This is a genomic window from Micromonospora sp. NPDC005413 (assembly GCF_040606435.1).
Lineage (GTDB): Bacteria > Actinomycetota > Actinomycetes > Mycobacteriales > Micromonosporaceae > Micromonospora.
The window spans coordinates 142,245-167,238 of record NZ_JBEXEV010000002.1 but is presented as its reverse complement, the minus strand read 5'-3'; the positions used below and the strand labels follow the sequence as shown (position 1 = coordinate 167,238).

Sequence of the window (24,994 nt, the reverse complement as noted above, 5' to 3'; positions counted from 1 at the left end):
CCCTGTTCGTGCCTGGGCGGGCGGTGGCGGTGAGTTCGCGACAGACTTGGGCGGTGAGCACAGCGATCCGCGCGTCGTCGATCCTGCCCGGCCGCCGGGAGGACATCGAGCTGCACACCGCCGACGGTCTGCGGCTGGTGGGCGAGCTGGCCCTGCCGGCCGACCGGCCGCCGGTGGCCACCCTGGTCTGCCTGCACCCGCTGCCCACCCACGGCGGGATGATGGACAGCCACGTGTTCCGCAAGGCGGCCTGGCGGCTGCCCGCGCTGGCCGACGTGGCCGTGCTGCGGTTCAACACCCGGGGCACCAGCAGTCTGCGCGGCACCAGCGAGGGAGCGTTCGACGGCGCGGTGGGGGAGCGGTACGACGTGGCGGCCGCCATCGAGTACGCGGAGTTCGCCGAGCTGCCCAACATCTGGCTCGTCGGCTGGTCGTTCGGCACCGACCTGGCCCTGAAGTACGGCTGCGATCCGGCGATCGCCGGCGCGATCCTGCTCTCCCCGCCGCTGCGCTTCTCGGCCCCGGAGGACCTGGCCACCTGGGCCGGCTCCGGTCGGCCGCTCGTGGCGCTGGTGCCGGAGTTCGACGACTACCTGCGCCCGGCCGAGGCGCGTGAGCGGTTCGCCGCGGTGCCGCAGGCCGAGGTCGTCGGGGTGCCGGGCGCCAAGCACCTCTGGGTGGGCGACGCGGAGACGGTGCTCGACGAGATCGTCCGGCGGGTCAACCCGGCCGCCGAGGTGCCGCTGCCGACGACCTGGGACGGCCCGATGGAGGCCGGCGACGTCAGCGCGTACGCCGATCGGACGGTGGCCTCGTTCGCCGACACACCCGTTCCCGGCCCGACCGCCGGCAAGGCCGACTGACCTGCGGGACGCGGGTCAGCGCGTCTCCTGGCGGGGCAGCACCACCTCGCGCAGGATCAGTTGCAGCGCGGCCACCGTGGGGATGGCGATCAGCGCGCCCACCACGCCCAGCAACGCCACCCCGAGCAGCGCGCCCAGCAGGGCGGCCACCTCGTTGACCTCCACCGAGCGCCGCATCACCTTCGGGTAGATCAGGTAGTTCTCCACCTGCTGGTAGATGAGGAAGAAGACCGCGCAGGCGATGCCGATGGGTAGGTCGCTGGCGAAGCCGACCAGACTCACGATCACCGCGCCCAGGGTGGCGCCGATCTGCGGGATCAGGTCGGTCACCGCGACCACCACGGCCAGTGCGAACGGGTACGGCAGCCCGACGATCAGCGCGAACACGAAGGTGGTCGCGCCGGCCAGCACCGCGATGCTCAGCGCGCCGACCATGTACGCGCCCACCTTGGCCAGGATCTCGTCGCCGATCAGCTGCACCCGCTGCCGCCGTGACCGGGGCACCAACGAGTAGCCCAGGGAGCGCAGCCGGTTGAAGTAGGCCAGGAAGTAGATGGTCAGCACCAGCACGGTCAGCGTCCGGAACACCGTGCCGAAGATCAATTGGGCGCCGCCCAGCACCCCGCCGAGCGCCCGGCCGACGGTCTGGGCGTTGGCCGCGCTCTGCACCCGCTCCACCACGTCGTACCGCTCCACCAGGTCGTTGACCGTCGGATTGCGGCGCAACTCGTCGAGCAGGCTCGGGATCTGGTCGATGAACTGCCCGGACTGGGTCACGATCGGCGGGACCAGCGCCACCACGCCGCCGCAGAGCAGCAGGACCACGGTCAACGCGACCACCGCCACCGCCAGGCCGTGCGGCACCCCCCAGCGGTGCAGCCGGACCACCGCCGGGTTGAGGCCAACCGCGAGGAACAGCGCGATCACCACCAGCACCAGGATGCCGCCGGCATTGCGAATGCCCAGATAAAGGGTGTACGCCAGCAGCACGCCCAGCGCACCGGTGAAGCCGATCAGGAAGCTGCTGCGCCGCAGCGGACGCCCCGGCGTGCCGAACTTCCCGGACGGGACCGCCGGCGGCTCATCCGGGTCGATTCCCGGGGCGGGGACCGGCACCGGAGGTGGCGCCTCGGTGTGCGGCGTTTCAGTGTGCGGTGCCGCGCTGTGCGGTGCCTCGCTGTGCGGCGTATTGGTGTGCGGCGTCTTGGTGTGCGGCGCCACAGTGTGCGGTGCCGGCGTGTGCGGCGCCTCGGTGTGCGGTGCCTGGGTGTGCGGTGCCTCGGTGTGCGGTGCCTCGGTGTGCGGCGTCTCGGTGTGCGGTGCCTGGGTGTGCGGCGTCTCGGTGTGCGGCGTCGCGTCCGGGTCGTCGGCGGAGCTGCCGTGCTGCGGCACCAGGACCTCCCGGATCAGGCGGTGGGACGACGGGCGGCGGCGACGAAAGCCCGCCAAGCGGTCGGCGCGAACACCAGCACCGGGCCGACCGGGTCCTTGCTGTCGCGCACGCCCACCGCCCCGGGAAGATTGTCCGCCACCTCGACGCACTCGCCGTTGCCGCTACGGGTGGACGCGCGCCAGTTTGCACCGGTCAGGTCCATGACGTCACAACTTTCTTCATCAGCTCGATCGACTGCCGGCAGGACCGCGTCCCAACGCGCCAGCAGCGTAGCCACCTCTTGGTGCACAGGCGACCCCGCCGTACAGCTTCGCCGACACAGGAGCCCGGTTCGGACAAGACGCGCGGCTGGTGAGAGCGGGTTGGCCGCCGACTTGCCGTCCTGGGCGTGATCCACTCGACATCCCCGATATAGGGGTGTCCGGGCAGTAGGACACCCCTATATCGGGGATGTGGTGTCGATCATGAGCCGGGGCGGACGACGTGGACGGCGCGGTCGACGTGGTCGACGCGAGCGGAGTTCATGCCGCCGCGCCTGACCGCAGTCAGTCCTTTTCGATGGTGACCTTGCTGGGCTTGGCGCTGCGCTCGTCGGTGGTCGGCTTGGTGGGCCGCTTGCCGTTCTCGCCGGTGCTGGTGATCTTGGTGGGCTTGGCGCCCCGGCCACCCTCGCCCGGAACGGCGGCCACGGTCGGCTCCCCGTCCACCCCGGCGCTGGCCGTCCCGCCGTCCACGGTGGTCACCGGCTCGGCCACCGGCCGCCTCGTGGACTGGCCGGCCTCCTCCGCGCCCGCGTTCACCGGCTGCCGGGCGTCGGCGGGCTCGGCCTTGAGCCCGGTGGCCGCACCCGATCCGGTCGCCGTGCCAGCGTCGGCGGTTGCCGTGCCGGCGTCGACGGTTGCCCTGCCAGCGTCGGCGGGCGCCGTGCCGGCGTCGGCGGTTGCCCTGCCAGCGTCGGCGGGCGCCGTGCCAGCGTCGGTTGCCGTGCCGGCGTCGACGGTTGCCGGGGCGGACACGGTCGCGCCGTCGTCCCCGCCGCCGGCCACGCTCTTGCTGGCGCCGTCGCCGGCGGTCGGCGCGGTCGGCCCGTCGATCGGGCCGGTGACGGTCTGCAACCGCAGCTCGGCCATCTGCCGCTGAATCTCGTCGGACTCCTGCCGGGACTTCCAGGTCTCCTGCCGCAGGTCGGCGAGCTGCTGTTGGGCCTGGGCGATCTCCAACATCACCTGGGCGAGCTGCTGCCGACCCGCCGCCGACTCCTGCTGGGTGGCGGCCAGGTGTTGCTGGGTGGTGGCCAGGTGCTGCTGGGTGGTGGCCGCGTACTCCTCGAACTGCCGACGGGAGGCCGCGACATGCTCGTCGGCCTTGCGGCGCTTGTCGCCGGCCTCGGTCTCGGCCCGGCTCAGCAGCTCGGCGGCCTCCGCCTCGGACCGCTGACGCAGCGCCGCCGCGTCCTGCTCGGCCGCCTGGCGGACCCCGGCCGCGCCCTGCTCGATCTCGTTCTTGCGGGCGGTGTATTCGGTTTCCAGCTCGTTCTTGCGGCCGGAGTACGAGGTTTCCAGCTCGTCGTGGCGGGCGGTGAAACCCGCCTCCAGCTCCTGCTGACGGCTGGTGAACCCGGTCTCCAGCTCCTGCTGGCGGGACTTGTGCTGCTTTTCCAGCTCATCGCGGCGCTTGGCGAACTCCTGCTCGGCCGTGGCCCGCCGCTGCGCCAACTCCTGGTCGGCCGCCTCCCGACGGGAGTTGACCTCCTGCTCCACCCCGGCCCGCCACGCGCCCAGCTCCTGCTGCGTCTGCGCCCGGGACTGCTGCACGTACGCCTCGGTCTCGGTGCGCATCCGCTGCACGTACGACTCGGTCTCGGCGCGGCTGCGCTTGGCCGACTCGGTGGCCTGCGTGGTGAGCCGCTCCGCCTCCTGCTGCGCCTTGGCCCGGGTGGCCCGGCCGGCCATCGACGCGTCGTCGATGATCTGCTTGGCCTCCTGCTGCGCCTTGGCGTGGGTGGCCCGGCCGGCCTCGGTCGCGGTGTCGGTGAGCCGCTTGGCCTCCTGCAGGGCCTTGGCGTGCACCTCCTTGGCGGCCTCGCGCAGATCGCTGGCCTCCTGCCGGGCGTTGGCCAACGTCTCGCGGGCCGTCTCGCGCAGCTTGGTCGACTCCTGCTGGGCCCGGCTGTGGATCTCCTTGGCGGTGTCCCGCAGCTGGGTGGCCTCCTGCTGGGCCTTCGCCAGCGTGTCCTGCGCCGCCTTGCGCAGCTGCGCCGACTCGTTCTTCGCCGACTGCAGGGTCTCGTTCGCCTCGGCCCGCCGGGCCGCGCTGTGTCGTTCCTCCTCGGCGCGCCGCGCGGCGAGAGCGAGCTCGAAATCCTTCAGTGCTCGCGCGGCCTGCTCGCGGGCCTCCTCGACGATGTGCTCGGCCGCGGCACGACGGGCATCGATCTCAGCGTGCGCCTCGGACACGATCTGCTCGGCCTGCTCCTCGGCGAGCGTGAGGATCGACTCGACCCGGGGGCCGAGGTGCCGGAACGAGGCGCGGTCGACCACGTTCATCTGCTTGCGCACCTGCGTCAGGTCGCGCTGGAGCACCTCGACCTGGCCGGCGAGCTTGTGGATCTGTGTGTACGCCTGTTCCCGTTCGGAGGCGAGGGTCGCGATCTCGTGCTCGGCACGCGCAACATACCGGTCGACCTGTTTCTTCTCGTACCCCCGCAGAGCGGACTCGAAGCTGGGCTCCGTCGTCACGTCTCCGCCGAGAGCGAACAGTTCCTCGCCGTGCGACATGCCCCCATCCTCACACGCAACGGGCCCTGCTGGGGCGATACGGACGCGCCTTGTGGGAGCTACCTCACTCGGTTTCCGGCGCGCGACGCCCGGGGACGGGAAACGCACACGGCGCGAGGGGGCACCGGTTACCCGGTGTCACCTCGCGCCGTCGATGCCCCAACCTGACGCCTCGCGTCAGCCGGCGGTCTCCGCAGTCACCCGCTCCTGACCGCCATCGGTCTTCTTGACCTCCGGCTTGGCCGCCGGTGCGGCCGGCGCCGGCATGCCCGGAACGATGCCGGCGAGCCCGGAGAGCATCTGGCCCAGCTGCGAGGTGACCGCGTCCTTCTGCCGGGTGAGGTCGTCGACCTCGCGGCGGGCGGCCTGCGTGGTCAGCTCCGCCTCGGTACGGGCCTCGGTGAGCAGGCGCTGCGACTCGGCCTTGGCCTCGTTGAGCGTCTTCTCGGAGTGCGCCTTGGCCTTGTCCACCGTCTCGGCGGCGTTGCGCTCCGACTCGACCCGGCGGGCCTCGGCGCGCTGCTCGATCTCCTTGGCCCGCTCCTGCGCGGCGCGGGCTCGCTGCTCTGCCTCGCTGACCATCTTCTGGGTCTGCGCGACCTGGGAGGCGTGCCGCTCGGACTCCTCGCGCTCGGCCTTTTCGCGCCGCTCGGCCAGCTGGAGCTCCAGGGCCTGGAGGTCCTTGTCGCGCTTGTCCCGCGCGTCGGTGAGCAGCTTGGTCGCCTCGGCGCGCTTCTCCTCGGCCTCGCGGGCGGCCTTCGACCGGTGCTGGGTGATCTCCCGCTCGGCGGTGGCACGGAGGGTGGCCACCTCCCGCTCGACGGTCGACTTCAGCTCGGCCACCTCGTGCGCGGTGACGGTACGCAGCTGCTTGGTCTCGCGGTCGGCGTCGGCGCGCAGCGTGTCGGCCTCGCGGCGGGCCTGCACCCGGACCTCGGCGGCCTCGCGCTCGGCGGCGGTGCGCAGATTGCCGGCCTCGCGCTCGGCGCTGGCCTTCATCGCGGCGGCCTCGGCGCGAGCCTTGTCCGTGATCTCACGAGCCTCGAGGCGGGCGGCGGAGAGGATGCCCTCCGACTCGCGCTTGGCCTCGTTGCGGTGGTCGTTGGCCTGCTCCTCGGCGAGCCGGAGGATCTGCTCGACGCGGGTGCCGAGCCCGGAGAGGGTGGGCCGGCTGTTCTCTTCGAGCTGCTTGTTCGTGTCGGTGAGCTTCTGCTCCAGCGCACTCATGCGCTGTTCGGCTTGGCGGAGCCGACGCTGGGCGTCGTTCATCCGCTGCTCGGCCTCGGCGCGGGCCTGTTCGGACTGGGTCAGCGCGGCGGTCATCCGGCCGAGGAAGTCGTCGACCTGGTGAGTGTTGTATCCGCGCAGGCCAACGGTGAAATCTGGCTGCGAGTTCGCGTTATCGAAGAACGCGAGAGGGGAGGACTGCTGCTGGGGCATTGGGACATACTGGCAGACGCCCCAGGGTGCTTCGCAAGAGCGGTGCGAAGCTTTCGTGTCCTCTTTACATGGTCAACTCCCGCGATCGGTGCGGCCGGACCAATCGGCGATCTTGGCAGGTCCCGGGCGGGTCGGACGCCACGCAGCGTGACGCGAAAAAGGGCCCCGGGGTTGCCCCGAGGCCCTTTGTTCGATCCGGGTGGGTTTTCCGCTAATGGGGCGGAAGAACAATGACCGATCACCGCATTGGCCATCCGGTGTTGACCCGTCCGGCCGGTGGCGGTCGGTGCCCCGGAAACCGGCGGTGCCGGTCAGTGCCCGCGGAACCGGTTGATCGCGTCCTCGTGCCGGGCCCGCAGCTCCCCGTCGCGTACGCCCAGCCCGTCGGTGGGTGCGAGGCAGCGCACCCCGACCTTGCCCTGGTGGGCGTTGCGGTGCACCTCGTACGCCGCCTGGCCGGTCTGCTCAAGCGGATAGGTGCGGGACACCGTCGGGTGCACCTTGCCGAGCGCGACCAGGCGGTTGGCCTGCCACGCCTCGTGATAGTTGGCGAAGTGGCTGCCGACGATCCGCTTGAGGTGCATCCACAGGTAGCGGTTGTCGTACTGGTGCTGGAAGCCGCTCGTGGACGCGCAGGTGACGATGGTCCCGCCGCGCCGGGCCACATAGACGCTGGCGCCGAACGTCTCCCGACCGGGGTGCTCGAAGACGATGTCCGGGTCCTCGCCGCCGGTCAGCTCGCGTATCCGCTCACCCAGGCGCTTCCACTCGTCCGGGTCCTGGGTCTCCTCGTCCTTCCAGAACCGGAAACCCTCGGCCGCCCGGTCGATGACCAGATCCGCGCCCATCTTGCGGCACAACTCGGCCTTCTCGGGCGAGGAGACGACGCAGACCGGGATCGCGCCGCCGTTCAGCGCCATCTGGGTGGCGTACCCGCCGAGGCCGCCGGAGGCGCCCCAGATCAGCACCACGTCGCCCTGCTTCATGTTGGCCCCGTGGTGGGAGACGAGCTGCCGGTACGCGGTGGAGTTGACCAGCCCGGGGCTGGCCGCCTCCTCCCAGCTCAGGTGCCGCGGCTTGGGCATCAGCTGGTTGGCCTTGACCACAGCCATCTCGGCCAGCCCGCCGAAGTTGGTCTCGAAGCCCCAGATCCGCTGCTGCGGGTCGAGCATGGTGTCGTCGTGCCCGGCCGCGTCCTCCAACTCGACGGAGAGGCAGTGCGCCACCACCTCGTCGCCGGGCGCCCACCGGGTCACCCCGGGGCCGGTACGCAGCACCACGCCCGCCGCGTCCGAGCCGACCACGTGGTACGGCAGGTCGTGCCGGCGGGTCAGCTCGGAGACCCGGCCATAGCGCTGGAGGAACTTGAAGGTGGGCATTGGCTCGAAGATGCTGGTCCACACCGTGTTGTAGTTGATCGCGCTCGCCATCACCGCGACCAACGCCTCGCCCGGCGCCAGTTCCGGCGTCGGCACCTCCTGCACGTGCAGCGCCTTGCGCGGGTCCTTGTCCCGGGTGGCCATGCCGTCGAACATCCGGGCTTCCTCGGCGCGGACCACCACGCCCCGGTAGCTCTTCGGTACGGGCAGCCTGGCGACGCCGGCGAGCTCGCGGTCCGGATCGTTCGATTCCTCCGCCGCCATGATTGCTTCGAGGATGTCCTGCACGGTGACCTCCGGTTCGTCCGCACCCGCACGGGCCTGGGTGCTGCCATCGTCGGTGCCGGTGGGCACGACCGCCATGTCGGCATTCGACACATCCGGCACCGGTCGCGCTCCTGTGGGGCCGGACGTTACTGAACGGTAGCTAGGCCGGGAAGTCCTCTGTGAAAAACTGCATCGACCGATGCGTGAAGATGTCCGGCCACCCCGCCAACCGCGCACTGACGTGCGTGCGGACGGGCGTCACGGTCGACGCGGTGGGATGGGGAGGCACAACGTCAGGGATGTAGTGGCCGCACACGCGGCGGAGGCAACTACATCCCCGACGTTGGGTGGATCGTGACGTCGAGGTCCCGCGAGCGTGCGGCGCTGGACGGCGCGCGGGCGGTCAGTGGGTGGTGGCGGGCTCGACGAGTTCGACGAGGACCCCGCCGGCGTCCTTCGGGTGCACGAAGTTGATCCGGGAGTTCGCGGTGCCGCGCCGCGGGGAGTCGTAGAGCAGCCGCATCCCCCGCGCGCGCAGCGCCGCGCAGGCCGCGTCGATGTCCACCACGGTGTACGCGACCTGCTGCACGCCCGGCCCGTTGCGGTCCAGGAACTTGGCGATCGTCGACTCCGGGGTGAGCGGGGCGAGCAACTGCACGCAACCGCCCTCGGTGGTCGGCCCGACGGCCAGCATCGCTTCCCGGACGCCCTGCTCGGCGTTGGTCTCGGTGTGCACGCAGCGCATCCCGAACGTCCGCGCGTAGAAGTCGATCGCCGCGTCCAGGTCGGCCACGGCGATGCCGACGTGGTCAATCTTGCGAAGCCCGATGTCTGTGACGTAGTCCGCACCGGGCTCGACGGGGGAGTTGTCAGTCATGGCGCTAGTCTGGCCGAACAATCGTTAAGGCGTACAGCTCGGCACCCCCCCTCGGAGGCAGGCATGGCTTCGGTGATCGTCAGCGGCGCGCGGACCCCGATGGGGCGCCTGCTGGGCAACCTCAAGGACCTCCCGGCCACGAAGCTCGGCGGGATCGCCATCAAGGCGGCGCTGGAGCGTGCCGGCGTCAGCCCGGACCAGGTCCAGTACGTGATCATGGGGCAGGTGCTGCAGGCCGGCACCGGTCAGATCCCGGCGCGGCAGGCAGCGGTCGAGGCCGGCGTGCCGATGTCCGTGCCGGCGCTGACCATCAACAAGGTCTGCCTCTCCGGCCTGGACGCGATCGCCCTGGCCGACCAGCTGATCCGTGCCGGTGAGTTCGACATCGTGGTGGCCGGCGGCATGGAGTCGATGACCAACGCCCCGCACCTGCTGATGGGCCAGCGCACCGGCTACAAGTACGGCGACGTGGTGGTCAAGGACCACATGGCGCACGACGGGCTCAGCGACGCCTGGGACTGCTGCTCGATGGGCGAGTCGACCGAGCGGGTCGGCGCCAAGCACGGCATCTCCCGCGAGGAGCAGGACGCCTTCGCCGCGGCCAGCCACCAGCGGGCCGCCGCCGCGCAGAAGAACGGCCACTTCGCCGAGGAGATCGCCCCGGTGGTGATTCCGCAGCGCAAGGGTGACCCGCTGGTGATCAGCGAGGATGAGGGCATCCGTCCGGACACCACCGTCGAGTCGCTGGGCAAGCTGCGCCCTGCCTTCGCCAAGGACGGCACCATCACCGCCGGCAGTTCGTCGCCGATCTCCGACGGCGCCGCCGCGGTGCTCGTGATGAGCAAGGCCAAGGCCAAGGAGCTGGGGCTGACCTGGCTGGCAGAGATCGGTGCGCACGGCAACGTGGCGGGCCCGGACAACTCCCTGCACTCGCAGCCGTCCAACGCGATCAACCACGCCCTGAAGAAGGGCGGCCTGAGCGTCGCGGACCTCGACCTCATCGAGATCAACGAGGCGTTCGCCCAGGTCGGCGTGCAGTCCACCCGTGACCTCGGCATCAGCCCGGACAAGGTGAACGTCAACGGTGGCGCGATCGCGCTGGGCCACCCGATCGGCATGTCCGGCGCGCGTCTCGTACTCACCCTCGCACTGGAGCTGAAGCGGCGCGGCGGCGGCACCGGCGCGGCGGCGCTCTGCGGTGGCGGTGGCCAGGGCGATGCGCTGATCATCCACGTTCCGGGTAAGGCTGCGACGGACCAGTGAGCGAAACGGCCGAGCACGTCCCGGCAGCGGGCACCACGTCGGTGCGCCGCAGCCGGGACGTACCGCTGCTGGTCGAGCGGGCCCGCACGGGTGACCCCCGCGCGGTGGCCCGGCTGATCACGCTCGTGGAGAACGGCGACGAACTGCTGCCGGAGATCGCGGCCGCGCTGGCGCCGTACGCCGGGCAGGCCCAGATCGTCGGGCTGACCGGCTCGCCCGGGGTGGGCAAGTCGACCACCACGAATGAGCTGGTCCGCGCGCTGCGGGCGCGCGGTCACCGGGTCGGCGTGCTGGCGGTCGACCCGTCCAGCCCGTTCACCGGTGGGGCGATCCTCGGCGACCGGGTGCGGATGCAGGACCACGCGACGGATCCGGGCGTCTACATTCGGTCCATGTCCAGCCGGGGGCACCTCGGCGGGTTGGCCGCGTCGACGCCGCAGGCGGTCCGGGTGCTGGAGGGCGCCGGCTGTGACGTGGTGCTGGTGGAGACCGTCGGCGTCGGGCAGGCCGAGGTGGAGGTCGCCTCGCTGGCAGACACCACGCTGGTGCTGCTCGCCCCCGGCATGGGCGACGCCATCCAGGCGGTCAAGGCCGGCATCCTGGAGATCGCCGACGTCTTCGTGGTCAACAAGGCCGACCGGGACGGCGCCGACGCCACCGTCCGAGACATCCAGGGCATGATCGCTCTCGGTGAGCGCGGCCCCGGGCAGTGGCGGCCGCAGGTGGTCCGCTCGGTCGCCGCGCGCGGCGAGGGCATCGACGACATCGCCGCCGCGATCGACAAGCACCGCGGCTGGCTGGTCGAGCATGGCGAGCTGCGCCGCCGCCAGGAGGCGCGGGCCGCCGCCGAGATCGAGGCCATCGCGCTCGGCGTGCTCCGCGGCCGCATCGGCTCACTACGCGACGGTACGGAGCTACCCACGCTCGCCGCCAAGGTCGCCGAAGGCGCCCTGGACCCCTACGCAGCAGCAAACACCCTGCTAACCCAACTAGCCCGCTAACCCCCCCGCCCCCCGCCCCCGCCCCCACCCCGCCGATCTAGGGCCTATCGTCGTGAGTCGATCTCCACAAGCGACAACGGTCCCTAGATCGACGAGGCAGTAGGCTCGCGGACGCGCGGGAGTTTCCGTGCGGCGGAGGCCGGCAGGCGTGGACTAGGGCGGGGAGTGGGACATGAGTGACGAGGCGACGCGAGAGTTGACCACGGTGTCGGCGGTGGCCGGCGGGACGACGCAGGTCTCCGATGAGGTGATCGAGAAGATCGCCGTCGCGGCGGCCCGCGCGGTGCCCGGGGTGGCCGAGTTGGGCGGGGACGTGGCCCGGTTCTTCAACTCGTTCCTCGACAAGGTGGGGCTGGACCAGGTGGGCGACGCCCGGCGGGGTTGCTCGGCCCACGTGACCGGGGACGCGGCCGTGGTGAACCTGGTGTTGGTGATCCAGGCCGGTCAGCCGGTTCCGGAGATCACCGGCCAGGTGCGGGCGCGGGTGACCGAGGCGGTCGAGGCGTACGGGCTGCGGGTCGACGAGGTCAACATCCGGGTCGACGACGTGGCGATGGGCGGGCCGGCGGCTCCAACGCCCTGACCTGGTTACCGACGGGTACGGCGCTACTTAGCGATCGTTCAGGTGAGGGCTCTACACTCGACGTGCAGTCGAGGACCCGAGGAGGAGCCCTGCTCATGGACGCCGACGAGATCGACGCCGGACGGGCACGCTGGCAGGCCCGGTACGACGCCGCGCGCAAGCGGGAGGCGGACTTCACCACGCTCTCCGGAATGACGGTGGACCCGGTCTACGGGCCGCCGGAGGGCAGCGCGTACCCGGGCTTCGAGCGGATCGGCTGGCCGGGCGAGTATCCGTACACCCGGGGTTTGTATCCGACCGGTTATCGCGGGCGGACCTGGACGATCCGGCAGTTCGCCGGCTTCGGCAACGCCCAGCAGACCAACGAGCGCTACAAGATGATCCTCGGCGCGGGCGGCGGCGGCCTCTCGGTCGCGTTCGACATGCCGACGCTGATGGGCCGCGACTCGGACGACCCGCAGGCGCTCGGCGAGGTCGGCCACTGCGGCGTCGCCATCGACACCGCCACCGACATGCAGGCGCTCTTCGACGGCATCGACCTGGCCGACGTCACCACCTCGATGACCATCTCCGGGCCGGCCGTGCCGGTGTTCTGCATGTACCTGGTCGCTGCCGAGCGGCAGGGCGCCGACCTGTCCAAGCTGGACGGCACCCTGCAGACGGACATCTTCAAGGAGTACATCGCGCAGAAGGAGTGGCTCTTCGATCCGGAGCCGCACCTGCGCCTGATCGGCGACCTGATGGAATACTGCGCTGCGGAGATCCCGCGCTACAAGCCGCTGTCGGTCTCCGGCTACCACATCCGCGAGGCCGGATCGACCGCCGCGCAGGAGCTGGCGTACACCCTGGCCGACGGGTTCGGCTACGTGGAGCTGGGCCTTTCGCGCGGGTTGGACGTCAACGTGTTCGCGCCGGGGCTGAGCTTCTTCTTCGACTCGCACCTCGATTTCTTCGAGGAGATCGCCAAGTTCCGGGCCGCCCGCCGGATCTGGGCCCGCTGGCTGCGCGACGTCTACGGCGCGACCAGCGAGAAGGCCCTCTGGCTGCGGTTCCACACGCAGACCGCCGGGGTGTCACTGACCGCGCAGCAGCCGGTCAACAACGTCGTACGCACCGCCGTCGAGGCCCTCGCGGCGGTGCTCGGCGGGACCAACTCGCTGCACACCAACGCGCTGGACGAGACCCTGGCGCTGCCCACCGACGAGTCCGCCGAGATCGCCCTGCGTACGCAGCAGGTGCTGATGGAGGAGACCGGCGTCGTCAACGTGGCCGACCCGCTCGGCGGTTCCTGGTACGTCGAGGCGCTCACCGACAAGATCGAGGCCGAGGCGGAGGAGATCTTCGCCCGGATCCGGCAGCTCGGCGGGGATGGACCGCACCAGATCGGCCCGATGACCTCGGGCATCCTGCGCGGTATCGAGGACGGCTGGTTCACCGGGCACATCGCCGAGTCGGCCTTCGTCTACCAGCAGGCACTCGAAAAGGGCGACAAGAAGATCGTCGGGGTCAACTGCCACACCGGCACGGTGGCCAAGGAGTTGGAGATCCTGCGCATCTCGCACGAGGTGGAGCTGGAGCAGCGTCGGGTGCTCGCCGAGCGCAAGGGTGCCCGGGACGAGTCGGCGGTCCGCGAGGCGGTGACCCGGATGGTCCAGGCCAGCCGGACCGACGAGAACATGATCCCCGCGATGCTCGACGCGGTCCGCGCCGAAGCGACCCTGGGCGAGATCTGCGACGCCCTCCGGGCCGAGTGGGGCACCTACCGCGAACCCGCCCGCTTCTGACCCCACACACCTTCGTCGATCTTGCACTTGCTGTCGGGACGGATGCCGCATATGCCGCGTCTCCCCGACAGAAAGTGCACGATCGGCGGGGTGTGGGGTAGGGCGTGAGAGTCGCAACGTCGGGGTTGCGGGTGAGCTGAGATCGGGGGCTCACGTGCGAGACTAGGTAACCATGAGCGACCCACGGATCACCTCGTCGATCTTCACCCGCGGCGCGGTCGACCTCAGCACGCTGCGCGGCCCCGCACCAGCCAGTACCCGCCCCGGCACACCCCCGCAGAGCGGCCCGTCCAACGGCGCCCCCGGCACGCCCACCCCCGGCGGTGACATCGTCGACGTCACCGAGGCGACCATCCAGTCCGACGTGCTCGAACGGTCGATGGCCGTGCCCGTCGTCGTGTTCTTCGGCGCGGCCGGCTTCCCGGAGAGCGACGAGTTCGCCCCGGTCCTGGAGCGGATGAACGCCGAGGACGCCGGCACCTGGGTGCTGGCACGGGTCGACGTGCAGGAAAGTCCCCGAATCGCCCAGATGTTCCGGGTTCAGGGCATCCCCATGGTCTACGCGGTCGTCGGCGGTCAGCCGGTCGACGCCTTCTCCGGTGTGGTGCCCGAGGCGCAGCTGCGGCAGTGGATCCAGGCCGTGCTCAAGGCCGGCGGTGTGGCCGTCGCCGAGCCGGAGGACCCGCGCCTCGACGAGGCGGACGACGCGCTGATGAGCGGCGATCTGGACGCTGCCGAGCAGGCGTACCGGAAGATCCTGGCCGACGCCCCGGCGGACGCCGCGGCCACGGCGGGGTTGGCCCAGGTCGGGGTGGCCCGCCGGGTGGCCGGCGCAGACCCGGCCGCCGCGCTGGCCGCTGCCGAGAGCGCCCCCGACGACGTGGCCGCTCAGCTGCTGGCCGCCGACATCGAGGTGCTCAGCGGCCTGGCCGAGCAGGCGTACGCCCGGCTCGTCGGTCTGGTCCGGCGCACCGCCGGTGAGGACCGCGAGATGGTCCGCCAGCACCTGGTCTCGCTCTTCTCCATCGCGGGCCCGGACGACCCGGCGGTCGCCTCGGCACGCCGGGCACTGGCCAGCGCCCTGTTCTGATTTCGTAGCACGCCAGCGCGGGCCGGCGTTCCGGCCGGCCCGCCCGACCACCGAGGACGGGAGCTCATGATGCGCCGGATCGCCGTCCTCGACGCGCCGACAAATCTCGGTCTGCGGCCGCCGACGTCCACGTCGGTTCCGGGCTGCGGCAAGGCGCCCGGAGCGCTGCGTGACCACGACCTGCTGGCCCGCCTGCGGGCCCGCGACGCCGGCTGCGTCACCCCACCCCGGTACGACCCGGGCGACTGGCGGCCCGGCGACGGGGTGTGCCACGCCCGGGAGATCGCCGACTACTCGCTGGCCCTCGCCGAACGGATCGGCTCGATCATCGACCGGGGCGAGTTCCCGGTGGTGCTGGGCGGCGACTGCTCGGTGCTGCTCGGCTCGGCGCTGGCCATGCACCGCCTCGGTGAGGCGGTCGGCGGGCGGATCGGGCTGGTCTTCGTGGACGGGCACTCCGATTTCCGGCACCCCGGCAACGCCTCCTACGTCGGCGCTGCCGCCGGTGAGGACCTGGCTCTCGTCACCGGGCGGGGGCAGGCCGACCTGGCCGCGCTGGAGGGGCGCCGGCCCTACTTCCGCGACGTCGACGTGGTGGTGCTCGGCATCCGGGCGCAGGACGAGTACCGGCTCGACCTCCAGGCCGCCGGGATCACCACCCGGCCGGTGCCGGCGCTGCGTGCCGAAGGTGCCGCCCGGACGGCCCAGTGGGCGCACGAGCAGCTCGCCGACTGTGCGGGCTACTGGGTGCACATCGACGTGGACGTGCTCGACCCCGCGGTCATGCCCGCCGTGGACGCTCCCGACCCGGGTGGGATCGCCTTCGCCGAGCTGGAGATCCTGCTCGCCGGCCTGGTCGACACCCCACACTGCCTCGGCGTGGAGCTGACCGTCTTCGACCCCGACTACGACCCGGACGGCTCGTACGCGGCCGAGATCGTCAACACCGTGGTCGCCGGCCTGGCCCCGGTCACCGCCCCGGAGGCGGTGCCGCCGCGGCTGCTCTCGTCCCGGTCCACCCCCAGCCCGCGGCGCGGTAACGGCCGGACCAAAGCCGCCGCCGAGCGACCCAACGGCCCGCGAACCGCGCACCGCGACGAGGCGCCGTACGCCGCGCCCGACTTCGCCGCCGGTTCCCCCGCCGACGCGGAGCCGGACAGTGTGCGTGTGGAGGAGCCCTCCGGCGTGCGTGTGGCCGAGCAGACCGGTGCTGACGTGGCTGGCCGGCTGTCCCTCGGCGGTCTGGCCCCGGCGGAGTCGGATCCGCTCCGCATCCTCGGCCCGATCCACTCGGAGCCGGCCGGCGCCTCGGCCCCCGTCGAGCGGGAGCCGGTGGGCCCACCCGCTTCGGCGGGCCCAGGCCTGCTGCGGCGACCGTCGTCAACCGCGCCGGACTCCAGCGACAACCCCAACGCCGACACGGCCTGACTCGCCCCTCCGGCCACACTCGCGGCTCCACGCCGATGGACTGAGCTGATCGTCACGCTGTCGGCGATGGGGGCGTCCCGGTTGTCGGGACACCCCACGTCGCCGATCTGGAGTTGATCACCGCGCCTGAGCAGCGCTCGGGGTCAGCGGGCCGGGAGGGCGCGGAGGAAGCGCTCGGCGATCGGGACGGCTGAGGCCGTGCTGGCGCCGCCCTTCTCCACGAAGACGGCGAACGCCACGTCGCCGCGCCAGCCGACGAACCAGGCGTGGGTGTGGGCCGGGTTGTCGTCGTACTCGGCGGTGCCGGTCTTGCCGTACACCTCGCCTGGCACATCCTTGAGCGCGCTGCCGGTGCCGGTGGTGACCACCTCGCGCATCATCGTGCGCAGCGCCGCGACCGATTCCGGCTTGAGCTGCTCGCCCGCCGGGGCCGGCTTGGCCGGCGCCGGGTCGATCAGCAGCTTCGGCTGTTCGAAGCGGCCTCGGGCGACGGCGGCGGTGGCACCGGCCATGGCCAGCGGGCTGACCAGCGTGGTGCCCTGCCCGAACGAGGCTGCGGCCTGCTCGGCCAGGCTGCCGGCCGTCGACACCTTGCCGGTGAAGGCGTCCGTGCCGAGGTCCCACGGACCCTCCAGGCCCAACGAGCGGCCGGCAGCGGCCAGCCCGTCGCCGCCGAGCTTCGGCGCCAGCGAGGCGAACGCCGTGTTGCAGGACTTGGCGAAGTCGGTGCGGAACGGCACCGAGCCGAGCTCGAAGTTGTCCGAGTTCTTGAAGGACCGACCGTCCACGGTGAAGGTCTTCTTGCAGTCCACCGGCCCGTCCAGGGTGACCGCGCCCCGGTCCAGCAGGCCCAGGGTGCTGACCATCTTGAACGTGGAGCCCGGCGGCACCTGGGCGGTGAAGGCCAGGTTCTCCCCGGCTGGCCCGGGGCCGTTCGACGCGGCGAGCACCGCACCATCGCTGATCCGGAGCGCCACCAGCGCGGATCGGCGCGACTCGGCACGCAGCGCCCCGTCGGCCGCGTTCTGGACGGCGACGTCCAGCGTGGTCTTCAAGGCCTGACCGGGCTGCGGCTCCCGGCGGAACAACTCGGTGCCGGTGGATTCCAACTTGCCGCCCTCGACGGGACGCTCGACCACCACGGTCAGCCCGGGGGCGCCGCGCAGCCGTTCGTCGTAGCGGCCCTGCAGCCCGCCGTGCCCGACCAGGTCGCCGACGACGTACCGGTCGGGGTGCGCGGTCAGGTCGTCGGCCTGCGCCTGGTCGACCGTGCCGAGCACCGCCCGGGCGAACTCCCGGGTCGGCGCCAGATCGATCTTGTCGGTGCTGAACTTGGTGCCGGGCAGGTCGTAGATCCGGGGCTTGATCTGCAGGTACGCCTCCTGGCGGAGCGACACCACCTCGACGAAGGCGCCCGGGTCGGCCTTGGCCACCCGATCGGGCAGGTCGGCCAGGTCGACGCCGGGAACGAGCGCCGGGCGGATCGCCTTGAACGCCGCGTCGAGGTCCTTGACCAGCTTCTTGAGGTCGGCGACCTCGTTGGGTTGTACGCCAACCCGGACCACGGGGCGGGGAGCCACGATCGGTTGCCCGGCGGCGTCCAGCACCCCGGCGCGGGCACCGGCGTCGCGGCGCAGCCCCAACCGGTCACCCTTGGTGAGCTGCTCGTGCACCACCCTCGGCTCCCAGATCACCTGCCACTGGTCGCCATCGCCCTGAGCGAGCCGCACCTCCCGGTCGTAGGACCAGCGGGTCTGACCGGGCAGGTTCCACTCCACCTGGACGGTCGCGGTCGCGATGTCCGCCGTGACCTTCGGCTCGCCCCGACGCGTCAGCGTGGGCGGGGTGGCCGCCAGCTCACCGGAGAGCTCCTTGATCTCGCGAGTCACCTCGGCCGACGGCAGCTTGGTGCCGGTCGGGTCGATCAGGCCGACCGCCTGGAGGTCGCCGCTGCGCCAGCCGGCGAGGAAGGCGTCAACGGTGCGCTGCGGCCCGTCCTCACCCGAGCAACCAACCAGAACGGTGGTCGTGAGCAGCGCCGTGGTGAGGGCGGCGACCAGACGGCGGGCGGGGTTCGGCCGGTGGGGCCGGGGGTACGACAAGGGCATGGAGCGGGTCCTTCCGATCTCGGACTGACCCCGCACGGTAGTACGCGATCGGTGTCCTCGACGTCCCCCCGTGCCCGGGCGCGCCAAAGACGGGCCGCGCCCGTGTGATGAACATCGCGTGGCGGGGTATCCCGCAACCGGCCAACCTCGGACCCGCAACGGGTGAAAGGACAAAGTCCCGATCCGGATGTCCGGCCAGTGGTCCGCCGACGGAGGCGCAGAACGGCAGGGCCTAGGCTGGGCGTCAGAGTGACCCACAACGCGGTGGGTCGAGGGGAGTGGCACCGATGGACCGGCGTCCGGCGATCAAACCGGAACCCGACCTCCGGCAGGATGACACCGGCCGGGACGACGACAGCTTCGATTCGGCTACCGACGGGGACGGCTACGGCCGGCTCGACACGGGAGTCACCGGGCTGACCGGGTCGAGCATCGACACCATCTACGATCTGGGCCTGCCGACCGAGGCGTTGGCCGACGACGTGGAGGACGCCGAGCTCGACGAACCAGTTCCCAACGCGGAGCGCCTGGTGGCCCAGGCTGTCGCGCTCGCAGGGGACGACCACGACGCGGCGACCCTGGTCAGCCGTTTCTGGCGGTTCGCCCCGGACGAGGAGCTGGTCGGCTTCACGGCAGAGGAAATGCTCGACGCGGCCCGGGCACACCGGGATCTCGCCCAGCAGCGGGTGCCTGGCGAGCTGAAGCTGCGGATCCACGAACCGCACGCGGACCAGCACCACACGGTCGTCGAGATCGTCACGGACGACATGCCGTTCCTGGTCGACTCGGTGACCGCGCTGCTCAACTCGTACCACCTCGACGTGCACCTGCTGGTGCACCCGCTCGTGGTGGTGCGGCGTGAGCCGCTGGGCCGGCTCACCGAGGTCTCCGCGGACGTGGAACCGGACGACGCGATCGCCGGCGACATCATCGAGAGCTGGATGCGGATCGAGATCGACCCGGTCCGGGACGCCGCCGAGCGGGAACGGCTGCGCCGCGAGTTGCAGCGGGTGCTCACCGATGTGCGGGAGGCTGTGGAGGACTGGCCGAAGATGCGTCAGCGTGCCCTCGCGCTCGCCGACGACCTGGCCTCGGCCCGCACCTCCGACAACCGCCCACCGGTGCCGGAGAAGGACATCACCGACTCGGTGGAGCTGCTGCGGTGGCTCGCCCAGGACCACTTCACCTTCCTCGGCTACCGGGAGTACCGGCTGGTGGGCGCCCCCGGGGGCGACGCCGCCGACCCGGTCGACGGCAAGGCGTTGGAGGCGGTGCTCGGCACCGGTCTGGGCATCCTGCGGTCGGATTCGCCGGAGGCCCGGTCGCTGTCGTCGATGACGCACGAGGCGCACGAGAAGGTGCTGGAGAAGCGCCTTCTCATCATCACCAAGGCCAACTCGCGGGCCACCGTGCACCGCTCGGCGTACCTGGACTACATCGGCTTCAAGATCTTCAACTCCGACGGCGAGGTGATCGGCGAGCGGCGCTTCCTGGGCCTGTTCTCCACCGCCGCCTACCGGACCAGCGTCCGCGAGCTGCCGGTGGTACGCCGCAAGGTGGCCGAGGTGCTGGACCGCTCCGGCCTGAGCCGGCGCAGCCACTCCGGCAAGGATCTGATCCAGATCCTGGAGACCTACCCGCGCGACGAGCTGTTCCAGATCAAGACCGACGACCTGTACCACGCGGTGATCGGCGTGCTGCGGATGGCTGGCCGTCGGCAACTGCGGGTCTTCCTGCGCCGGGACGCGTACGGGCGGTTCATCTCCTGCCTGATCTACCTGCCCCGGGACCGGTTCACCACACAGAACCGGCTGCGGATGCAGGACATCCTGCTGCGCGAGCTGAACGGTGTCGGGGTGGACTACACCACCCGGGTCACCGAGTCGATGCTGGCCCGGGTGCACTTCATCGTCCGTACCGACCCGACCCGGCCGCCCGGTGAGATCGACGCCGACCTGTTGGCCGAGGAGTTGGCCGACGCGACCCGGCTCTGGGACGACGACTACCGGCTCGTGCTGGAACGCAAGCTCGGCGACGAGCAGGCCAAGCACCTGTTCGCCAGGTACGCCGACGCGTTCCCGGAGGGCTACAAGGACGGGCACACGCCGTACGAGGCGATGAAGGACCTGGCGAAGCTGGAGCTGCTGGAGGAGCCCGGCCAGCTGGAGATGCACCTGTTCCGCAAGCAGCTCGCGCCCCGACCCGGCACCCGGGTGCCCGGGGCGGACCTGGCCGAGGCGATGGACGTCCGGTTCAAGGTCTACCGGTACGGCGAGCCGATGATGCTCTCCGCCGTGCTGCCGGTGCTGCACTCGCTCGGTGTCCGGGTGGTCGACGAGCACCCGTACGAGGTGGACCGGATCGACGGTCGGGTATACCTGTACGACTTCGGCCTGAGGTTGCCCGAGGGGCACCAGGAGCTGGCCGAGGTGCGCCCGCACGTGGAGAACGCGTTCGCGGCGGCCTGGCGTGGCGAGGCCGAGGTGGACCGGTTCAACGAGCTGGTGCTGCGCGGCGGGTTGACCTGGCGGCAGGTGGTGGTGCTCCGGGCGTACGCGAAGTACCTGCGGCAGGCCGGCACGGTCTTCTCGCAGGACTACATGGAGCAGACGTTCATCGCGTACCCGAAGCTCGCCGCGTTGCTGGTGGAGCTGTTCGAGACCCGGTTCGCGCCAGGCGAGCTCACCGCCGAGGAGCGTCAGCAGCGCAGCGGTGAGCTGGTGGAGACGATCCGGGACGCGCTGGACGACGTGGCCAGCCTCGACCAGGATCGCATTCTGCGCTCGTACCTCACGCTGATCGAGGCGACCCTGCGGACCAGCTTCTACCAGAAGCCCGCCGGCGGGCGGCCGAAGGCGTACGTGGCCTTCAAGCTCGACCCGCAGGCCATTCCGGACCTGCCGGCGCCGCGGCCGAAGTTCGAGATCTTCGTCTACTCACCCCGGTTCGAGGGCGTGCACCTGCGGTTCGGGCCGGTGGCCCGGGGCGGGTTGCGCTGGTCCGACCGGCGGGAGGACTTCCGTACCGAGGTGCTCGGCCTGGTCAAGGCGCAGATGGTGAAGAACACCGTGATCGTGCCGGTGGGCGCCAAGGGTGGCTTCGTGCTGAAGCAGAAGCCGGGTGACCGGGATGAGGCGGTCGCCTGCTACCAGGAGTTCGTCGGCGCGATGCTCGACGTCACCGACAACATCGTCAGCGGGCAGATCGTGCCGCCCGAGGACGTGGTCCGGCACGACGGCGACGACCCGTACCTGGTGGTGGCGGCGGACAAGGGCACCGCGACGTTCTCCGACATCGCCAACGAGATCTCCAAGACCCACAACTTCTGGATGGGCGACGCGTTCGCCTCCGGTGGTTCGGCCGGCTACGACCACAAGCGGATGGGCATCACCGCCCGGGGCGCCTGGGAGTCGGTCAAGCGGCACTTCCGGGAGTTGGGCCTGGACACCCAGACCCAGGACTTCACGGTGGTGGGCGTTGGCGACATGTCCGGTGACGTGTTCGGTAACGGGATGCTGCTCTCCGAGCACATCCGGCTGGTGGCCGCCTTCGACCACCGGCACATCTTCCTCGACCCGGAGCCGGACGCGGCCACTTCGTACGCCGAGCGTCGGCGGCTGTTCGACATGCCCCGTTCGTCCTGGGAGGAGTACAGCCCGGAGCTGATCTCGGCCGGTGGCGGCATCTTCTCGCGTACCGCGAAGTCCATCCCGATCACGCCGCAGGTCCGGGCGGCGATCGGCCTGGACGACGACGTCACGCAGCTCTCGCCGCAGGAGCTGATGAAGGCGATCGTCACCGCTCCGGTGGACCTGTTCTGGAACGGCGGTATCGGCACCTACGTCAAGGCGTCCACTCAGACCAACGCCGAGGTGGGCGACAAGTCCAACGACGCGATCCGGGTGGACGGGCGTAGCCTGCGCTGCCGGGTGGCGGGCGAGGGCGGCAACCTGGGCTGGACCCAGCTCGGCCGGATCGAGTACGCGTTGACCGGTGGCCGGATCTACACCGACTTCATCGACAACGCGGCCGGGGTGGACACCTCCGACCACGAGGTGAACATCAAGATCCTGCTGAACACCGCCGTCGCCGACGGCGAGCTGACCACGGCCGAGCGGGACGAGCTGCTGGCCGGGATGACCGACGAGGTCGCCGAGCTGGTGCTGCGGGACAACTACGACCAGGCCCGGGCGATCAACAACGCCCAGGCCCAGGCCGCCTCGCTGCTCCCGGTGCACCGCCGGATGATCAACGACCTGGAGCGCTCGGGTGCGTTGGACCGGGCACTGGAGGCGTTGCCACCGGACGAGGAGCTGGCGGTCCGCAGCGAGTCGGGGCTGACGGCGCCCGAGTTCGCGGTGCTGCTCGCGTACGTGAAGATCGTCCTGGAGCGGGAGATCCTCACCGAGGGCCTCGCCGACGAGGAGTGGACGACCGAGGTCCTGGTCAACTACTTCCCGACGCCGATGCGCGAGCGGTTCGCCGACCGGATGGGCCGGCACCGTCTGCGCCGGGACATCGTCACCACCGTGCTGGTCAACGAGGCGATCAACCGGGGCGGCATCTCGTTCGTCTTCCGGGTCGTCGAGGAGACCGCGGCCAGCGCGGCCGACGTGATCCGGGCGTACGTGGTGGTCAGCGAGGTGTTCGGGCTGCGTGAGCTGTGGGACGCGGTCGAGGCACTGGACAACAAGGTCGCACCGGACCTGCAGACCAGCGTGTACCTGGACACTCGGCGGCTGCTCGACCGTGCGGTGCGGTGGCTGGTGTCCAACCGGCGCTCGCCGATCGACGTTCCGGGCGAGATCGCCCGGCTGCGCGACGGGGTGGCCCGGCTGCTGCCGGGGCTGGAGGAGCTGTTCTACGGCACCGAGCGGCAGGGCATCGTGGCGCACATCGACTCGATGACCGACCGTGGCCTGCCCCGGGAGCTGGCGGAGCGCGCGACGCGGCTCATGTACAGCTTCGGTCTGATGGACGTGGTGGAGACCGCGACCGGCAGCGGGCGGGACGTCAGCGAGGTGGCCTCGGTCTACTTCGTGCTCTCCGACCTTTTCCGGGTGGATTCGCTGCTGTCGAAGATCTCCCTGCTGCCGCGGGAGGACCGCTGGCAGACGCTGGCCCGGATGGCGCTGCGCTACGACCTGTACGCCGCGCTGGCCGCGCTCACCGCGGAGGTGCTCGACTCGACCCCGGACGAGCTGCCGCCGCACGAGCGGGTGCAGCAGTGGGAGCAGTCGAACGCCACCCCGATCCACCGCGCCCGCCGGGCGATGGGGGAGTTCGACGAGTCGCGGGCGGATCTCGCCGCCCTGTCGGTGCTGCTGCGCCAGATCCGCACCCTGGTGCGGACCTCCGCCGCAGCCTGACTCAGGTACGCCGGACGCGGTCCGGCCGGACGGGGTGACCCGACCGGCCGGACCGCGTTCGTGTTGGCGGGTCACCCCACCAGGGTGGCGAAGACGACCACGTTGTCCGGGTAACTCCTGACGGTCTCGTCGAACTGACCGCCACAGGTCACCACGCGCAGGCCAGGCCGGTCGTTCGGCCCGTAGACCAACTCGGTGGGGAAGGACGTCTTCGGGTACGACTTCACCGAGTCGACCCGGAAGGCGACCGGCTGTCCGTCCGCCCGCCCCACGGTGATCGTGTCGCCCGGGACGAGGGAGCCGAGGTCGAAGAAGACGGCCGGGCCGAGTTTCGCCGAGTCCACGTGACCGACGATGACCGCGTTACCGGTCTCGCCGGGGCTCGCGCCCGGCTCGTACCAGCCGGCCTGGTCGGCCTTTTCCAGCGGGGGGACCTGGACCGTGCCGTCCGGGTTGGTGCCCAGCGACATGAGCGGCGCGTTGACGCCAATCCGGGGGATCTCGATGGTGGTCGGTGCGGAACGGGCCAGTCCGGCCGGAGCGTCCCCCTGCGCGACGGGTTCCCCGTCGACCGGAGGGACGTCGGTGCCGTTGACCGCCGGCCCGGTGACCTCGGGGCCGGCCTGGGCCAGCGGCTGCGGCGGGCGGGGAGCGGGCGTGGTCTTCAGGGAGGCGCCGATCATGCCGGCGCCGATCAGGGCGAGGGTGACGACGACGGCCGCGCCGGCGGCACGCCACGGTTTCCCGTGACGGCCGCCGGCCCGTGTCGTCGTCACGTCAGACGAGCGAACCATCGGTCCGCCGACGACGCATCAGCACGATCCCGCCCAGCGCGGCCGCGCCGAGCGCGCTCGCCCCGCCGGTGGCCAGGCCACGGTCGGTGCCGGTGCTGGCGCCACCGTCACCACCGTCGACACCGCCGTGCGGCAGCACGACGAGCTCGCCCTCGCCGCACGAGCCCTTGAGCTCGTAACGACCCGGCTTCGCGTCCTTGTCGACCTTGGCCTCGCCGTAGTAGACGAACTCGCGCTCCTTCTCCCAGCTGCGCTCGTCCGAGCTGCGCTCGTCGGAGCCGTTCTCCTTGGACTCCCAGCCCTTGTCCGAGCCGTACTCGTCGGAGCTGTTCTCCTTGGACTCCCAGCCCTTGTCGGAGCCGTACTCGTCGGAGCTGTTCTCCTTGGACTCCCAGCCCTTGTCCGAGCCGTACTCGTCGGAGCTGCGCTCGTCCGAGCCGTACTCGCCGTTCTCCTTCTTGCCTTCGTCCTTGGACTCCCAGTCCTTCTTGCCTTCGTCCTTGGACTCCCAGTCCTTCTTGCCTTCGTCCTTGGACTCCCAGTCCTTCTTGCCTTCGTCCTTGGACTCCCAGTCCTTC

The 24,994-nt window shown here is 71.2% G+C and carries 16 protein-coding genes and 1 pseudogene; 8 read left to right on the top strand and 9 right to left on the bottom strand.

The genetic code is table 11. The annotated features are described in order from the left end of the window. Positions 1-53 precede the first annotated feature (53 nt). Positions 54-863, top strand: a complete 810-nt coding sequence (locus ABZS37_RS03510) for an alpha/beta hydrolase (protein WP_355165207.1) — start codon at positions 54-56, stop codon at positions 861-863. Between the two features lie 15 nt (positions 864-878). On the opposite strand, the gene ABZS37_RS03505 is transcribed toward ABZS37_RS03510, so the two are convergent. The 6 genes from ABZS37_RS03505 to mce all read right to left on the bottom strand — a co-directional run bounded on the left by ABZS37_RS03505 (position 879) and on the right by mce (position 8,996). Further along, complete coding sequence (locus ABZS37_RS03505) at positions 879-1,958, bottom strand: AI-2E family transporter (RefSeq protein ID WP_355165871.1); 1,080 nt, start codon at positions 1,956-1,958, stop codon at positions 879-881. A 311-nt stretch (positions 1,959-2,269) separates the two neighbouring features. Continuing rightward, a complete protein-coding gene (locus ABZS37_RS03500) occupies positions 2,270-2,458 on the bottom strand; it encodes a DUF397 domain-containing protein (protein WP_355165206.1) in 189 nt (62 codons plus the stop codon). 343 nt (positions 2,459-2,801) lie between these two features. Next, positions 2,802-5,033, bottom strand: a complete 2,232-nt coding sequence (locus ABZS37_RS03495; protein WP_355165205.1) for a hypothetical protein — start codon at positions 5,031-5,033, stop codon at positions 2,802-2,804. A 177-nt stretch (positions 5,034-5,210) separates the two neighbouring features. Then, entirely contained in the window at positions 5,211-6,473 is a 1,263-nt protein-coding gene (locus ABZS37_RS03490; protein ID WP_355165204.1) for a DivIVA domain-containing protein, read from the bottom strand. Positions 6,474-6,784: 311 nt separating this feature from the next. Then, a complete protein-coding gene (ccrA, locus tag ABZS37_RS03485; RefSeq protein WP_354995397.1) occupies positions 6,785-8,140 on the bottom strand; it encodes a crotonyl-CoA carboxylase/reductase in 1,356 nt (451 codons plus the stop codon). Between the two features lie 382 nt (positions 8,141-8,522). Continuing rightward, positions 8,523-8,996: a methylmalonyl-CoA epimerase gene (gene mce / locus ABZS37_RS03480; RefSeq protein ID WP_355165203.1), complete on the bottom strand. Its 474-nt coding sequence runs from the start codon at positions 8,994-8,996 to the stop codon at positions 8,523-8,525. 63 nt (positions 8,997-9,059) lie between these two features. Between mce and ABZS37_RS03475 the strand changes: the two genes are divergently transcribed. From ABZS37_RS03475 to ABZS37_RS03450, 6 genes are all read left to right on the top strand, one after another. Then, positions 9,060-10,259, top strand: coding sequence for an acetyl-CoA C-acetyltransferase (locus ABZS37_RS03475; RefSeq protein ID WP_354995216.1), 1,200 nt, complete (start codon positions 9,060-9,062; stop codon positions 10,257-10,259). Next, on the top strand, positions 10,256-11,260 hold the full coding sequence (gene meaB / locus ABZS37_RS03470) for a methylmalonyl Co-A mutase-associated GTPase MeaB (RefSeq protein ID WP_355165202.1): 1,005 nt from the start codon (positions 10,256-10,258) through the stop codon (positions 11,258-11,260). Before ABZS37_RS03475 ends, meaB begins: the two co-directional genes overlap by 4 nt. A 172-nt stretch (positions 11,261-11,432) precedes the next feature. Further along, positions 11,433-11,843 carry an Asp23/Gls24 family envelope stress response protein gene (locus ABZS37_RS03465; RefSeq protein WP_355165201.1) on the top strand — a complete coding sequence of 137 codons (411 nt, stop codon included), beginning with the start codon at positions 11,433-11,435 and terminating at the stop codon, positions 11,841-11,843. A 95-nt stretch (positions 11,844-11,938) separates the two neighbouring features. Beyond that, positions 11,939-13,627 carry a methylmalonyl-CoA mutase family protein gene (locus tag ABZS37_RS03460; RefSeq protein ID WP_355165200.1) on the top strand — a complete coding sequence of 563 codons (1,689 nt, stop codon included), beginning with the start codon at positions 11,939-11,941 and terminating at the stop codon, positions 13,625-13,627. A gap of 172 nt (positions 13,628-13,799) precedes the next feature. Further along, positions 13,800-14,717 carry a tetratricopeptide repeat protein gene (locus tag ABZS37_RS03455; protein ID WP_355165199.1) on the top strand — a complete coding sequence of 306 codons (918 nt, stop codon included), beginning with the start codon at positions 13,800-13,802 and terminating at the stop codon, positions 14,715-14,717. 66 nt (positions 14,718-14,783) lie between these two features. Continuing rightward, positions 14,784-16,145, top strand: a complete 1,362-nt coding sequence (locus tag ABZS37_RS03450; protein ID WP_355165198.1) for an arginase family protein — start codon at positions 14,784-14,786, stop codon at positions 16,143-16,145. 143 nt (positions 16,146-16,288) lie between these two features. On the opposite strand, the gene ABZS37_RS03445 is transcribed toward ABZS37_RS03450, so the two are convergent. Then, positions 16,289-18,253, bottom strand: coding sequence for a penicillin-binding transpeptidase domain-containing protein (locus ABZS37_RS03445; RefSeq protein ID WP_355165197.1), 1,965 nt, complete (start codon positions 18,251-18,253; stop codon positions 16,289-16,291). Between the two features lie 287 nt (positions 18,254-18,540). On the opposite strand from ABZS37_RS03445, the gene ABZS37_RS03440 reads away from it, so the two are divergent. Next, positions 18,541-23,622 carry an NAD-glutamate dehydrogenase gene (locus ABZS37_RS03440; protein WP_355165196.1) on the top strand — a complete coding sequence of 1,694 codons (5,082 nt, stop codon included), beginning with the start codon at positions 18,541-18,543 and terminating at the stop codon, positions 23,620-23,622. Positions 23,623-23,693: 71 nt separating this feature from the next. On the opposite strand, the gene ABZS37_RS03435 is transcribed toward ABZS37_RS03440, so the two are convergent. Next, positions 23,694-24,398, bottom strand: coding sequence for a class F sortase (locus ABZS37_RS03435; RefSeq protein ID WP_355165195.1), 705 nt, complete (start codon positions 24,396-24,398; stop codon positions 23,694-23,696). Position 24,399: 1 nt separating this feature from the next. Further along, positions 24,400-24,994, bottom strand: a pseudogene (locus tag ABZS37_RS03430) (hypothetical protein); the annotation flags it as partial.

Coding starts and splice junctions, on each gene's coding strand:
- ABZS37_RS03455 (WP_355165199.1), top strand. CDS start 13,800: ATGAGCGACCCACGGATCACCTCGTCGATCTTCACCCGCGGCGCGGTC.
- ABZS37_RS03475 (WP_354995216.1), top strand. CDS start 9,060: ATGGCTTCGGTGATCGTCAGCGGCGCGCGGACCCCGATGGGGCGCCTG.
- ABZS37_RS03450 (WP_355165198.1), top strand. CDS start 14,784: ATGATGCGCCGGATCGCCGTCCTCGACGCGCCGACAAATCTCGGTCTG.
- ABZS37_RS03445 (WP_355165197.1), bottom strand. CDS start 18,253: ATGCCCTTGTCGTACCCCCGGCCCCACCGGCCGAACCCCGCCCGCCGT.
- mce (WP_355165203.1), bottom strand. CDS start 8,996: ATGACTGACAACTCCCCCGTCGAGCCCGGTGCGGACTACGTCACAGAC.
- ABZS37_RS03440 (WP_355165196.1), top strand. CDS start 18,541: ATGGACCGGCGTCCGGCGATCAAACCGGAACCCGACCTCCGGCAGGAT.
- ABZS37_RS03465 (WP_355165201.1), top strand. CDS start 11,433: ATGAGTGACGAGGCGACGCGAGAGTTGACCACGGTGTCGGCGGTGGCC.
- ABZS37_RS03490 (WP_355165204.1), bottom strand. CDS start 6,473: ATGCCCCAGCAGCAGTCCTCCCCTCTCGCGTTCTTCGATAACGCGAAC.
- ABZS37_RS03460 (WP_355165200.1), top strand. CDS start 11,939: ATGGACGCCGACGAGATCGACGCCGGACGGGCACGCTGGCAGGCCCGG.
- ABZS37_RS03495 (WP_355165205.1), bottom strand. CDS start 5,033: ATGTCGCACGGCGAGGAACTGTTCGCTCTCGGCGGAGACGTGACGACG.
- ABZS37_RS03500 (WP_355165206.1), bottom strand. CDS start 2,458: ATGGACCTGACCGGTGCAAACTGGCGCGCGTCCACCCGTAGCGGCAAC.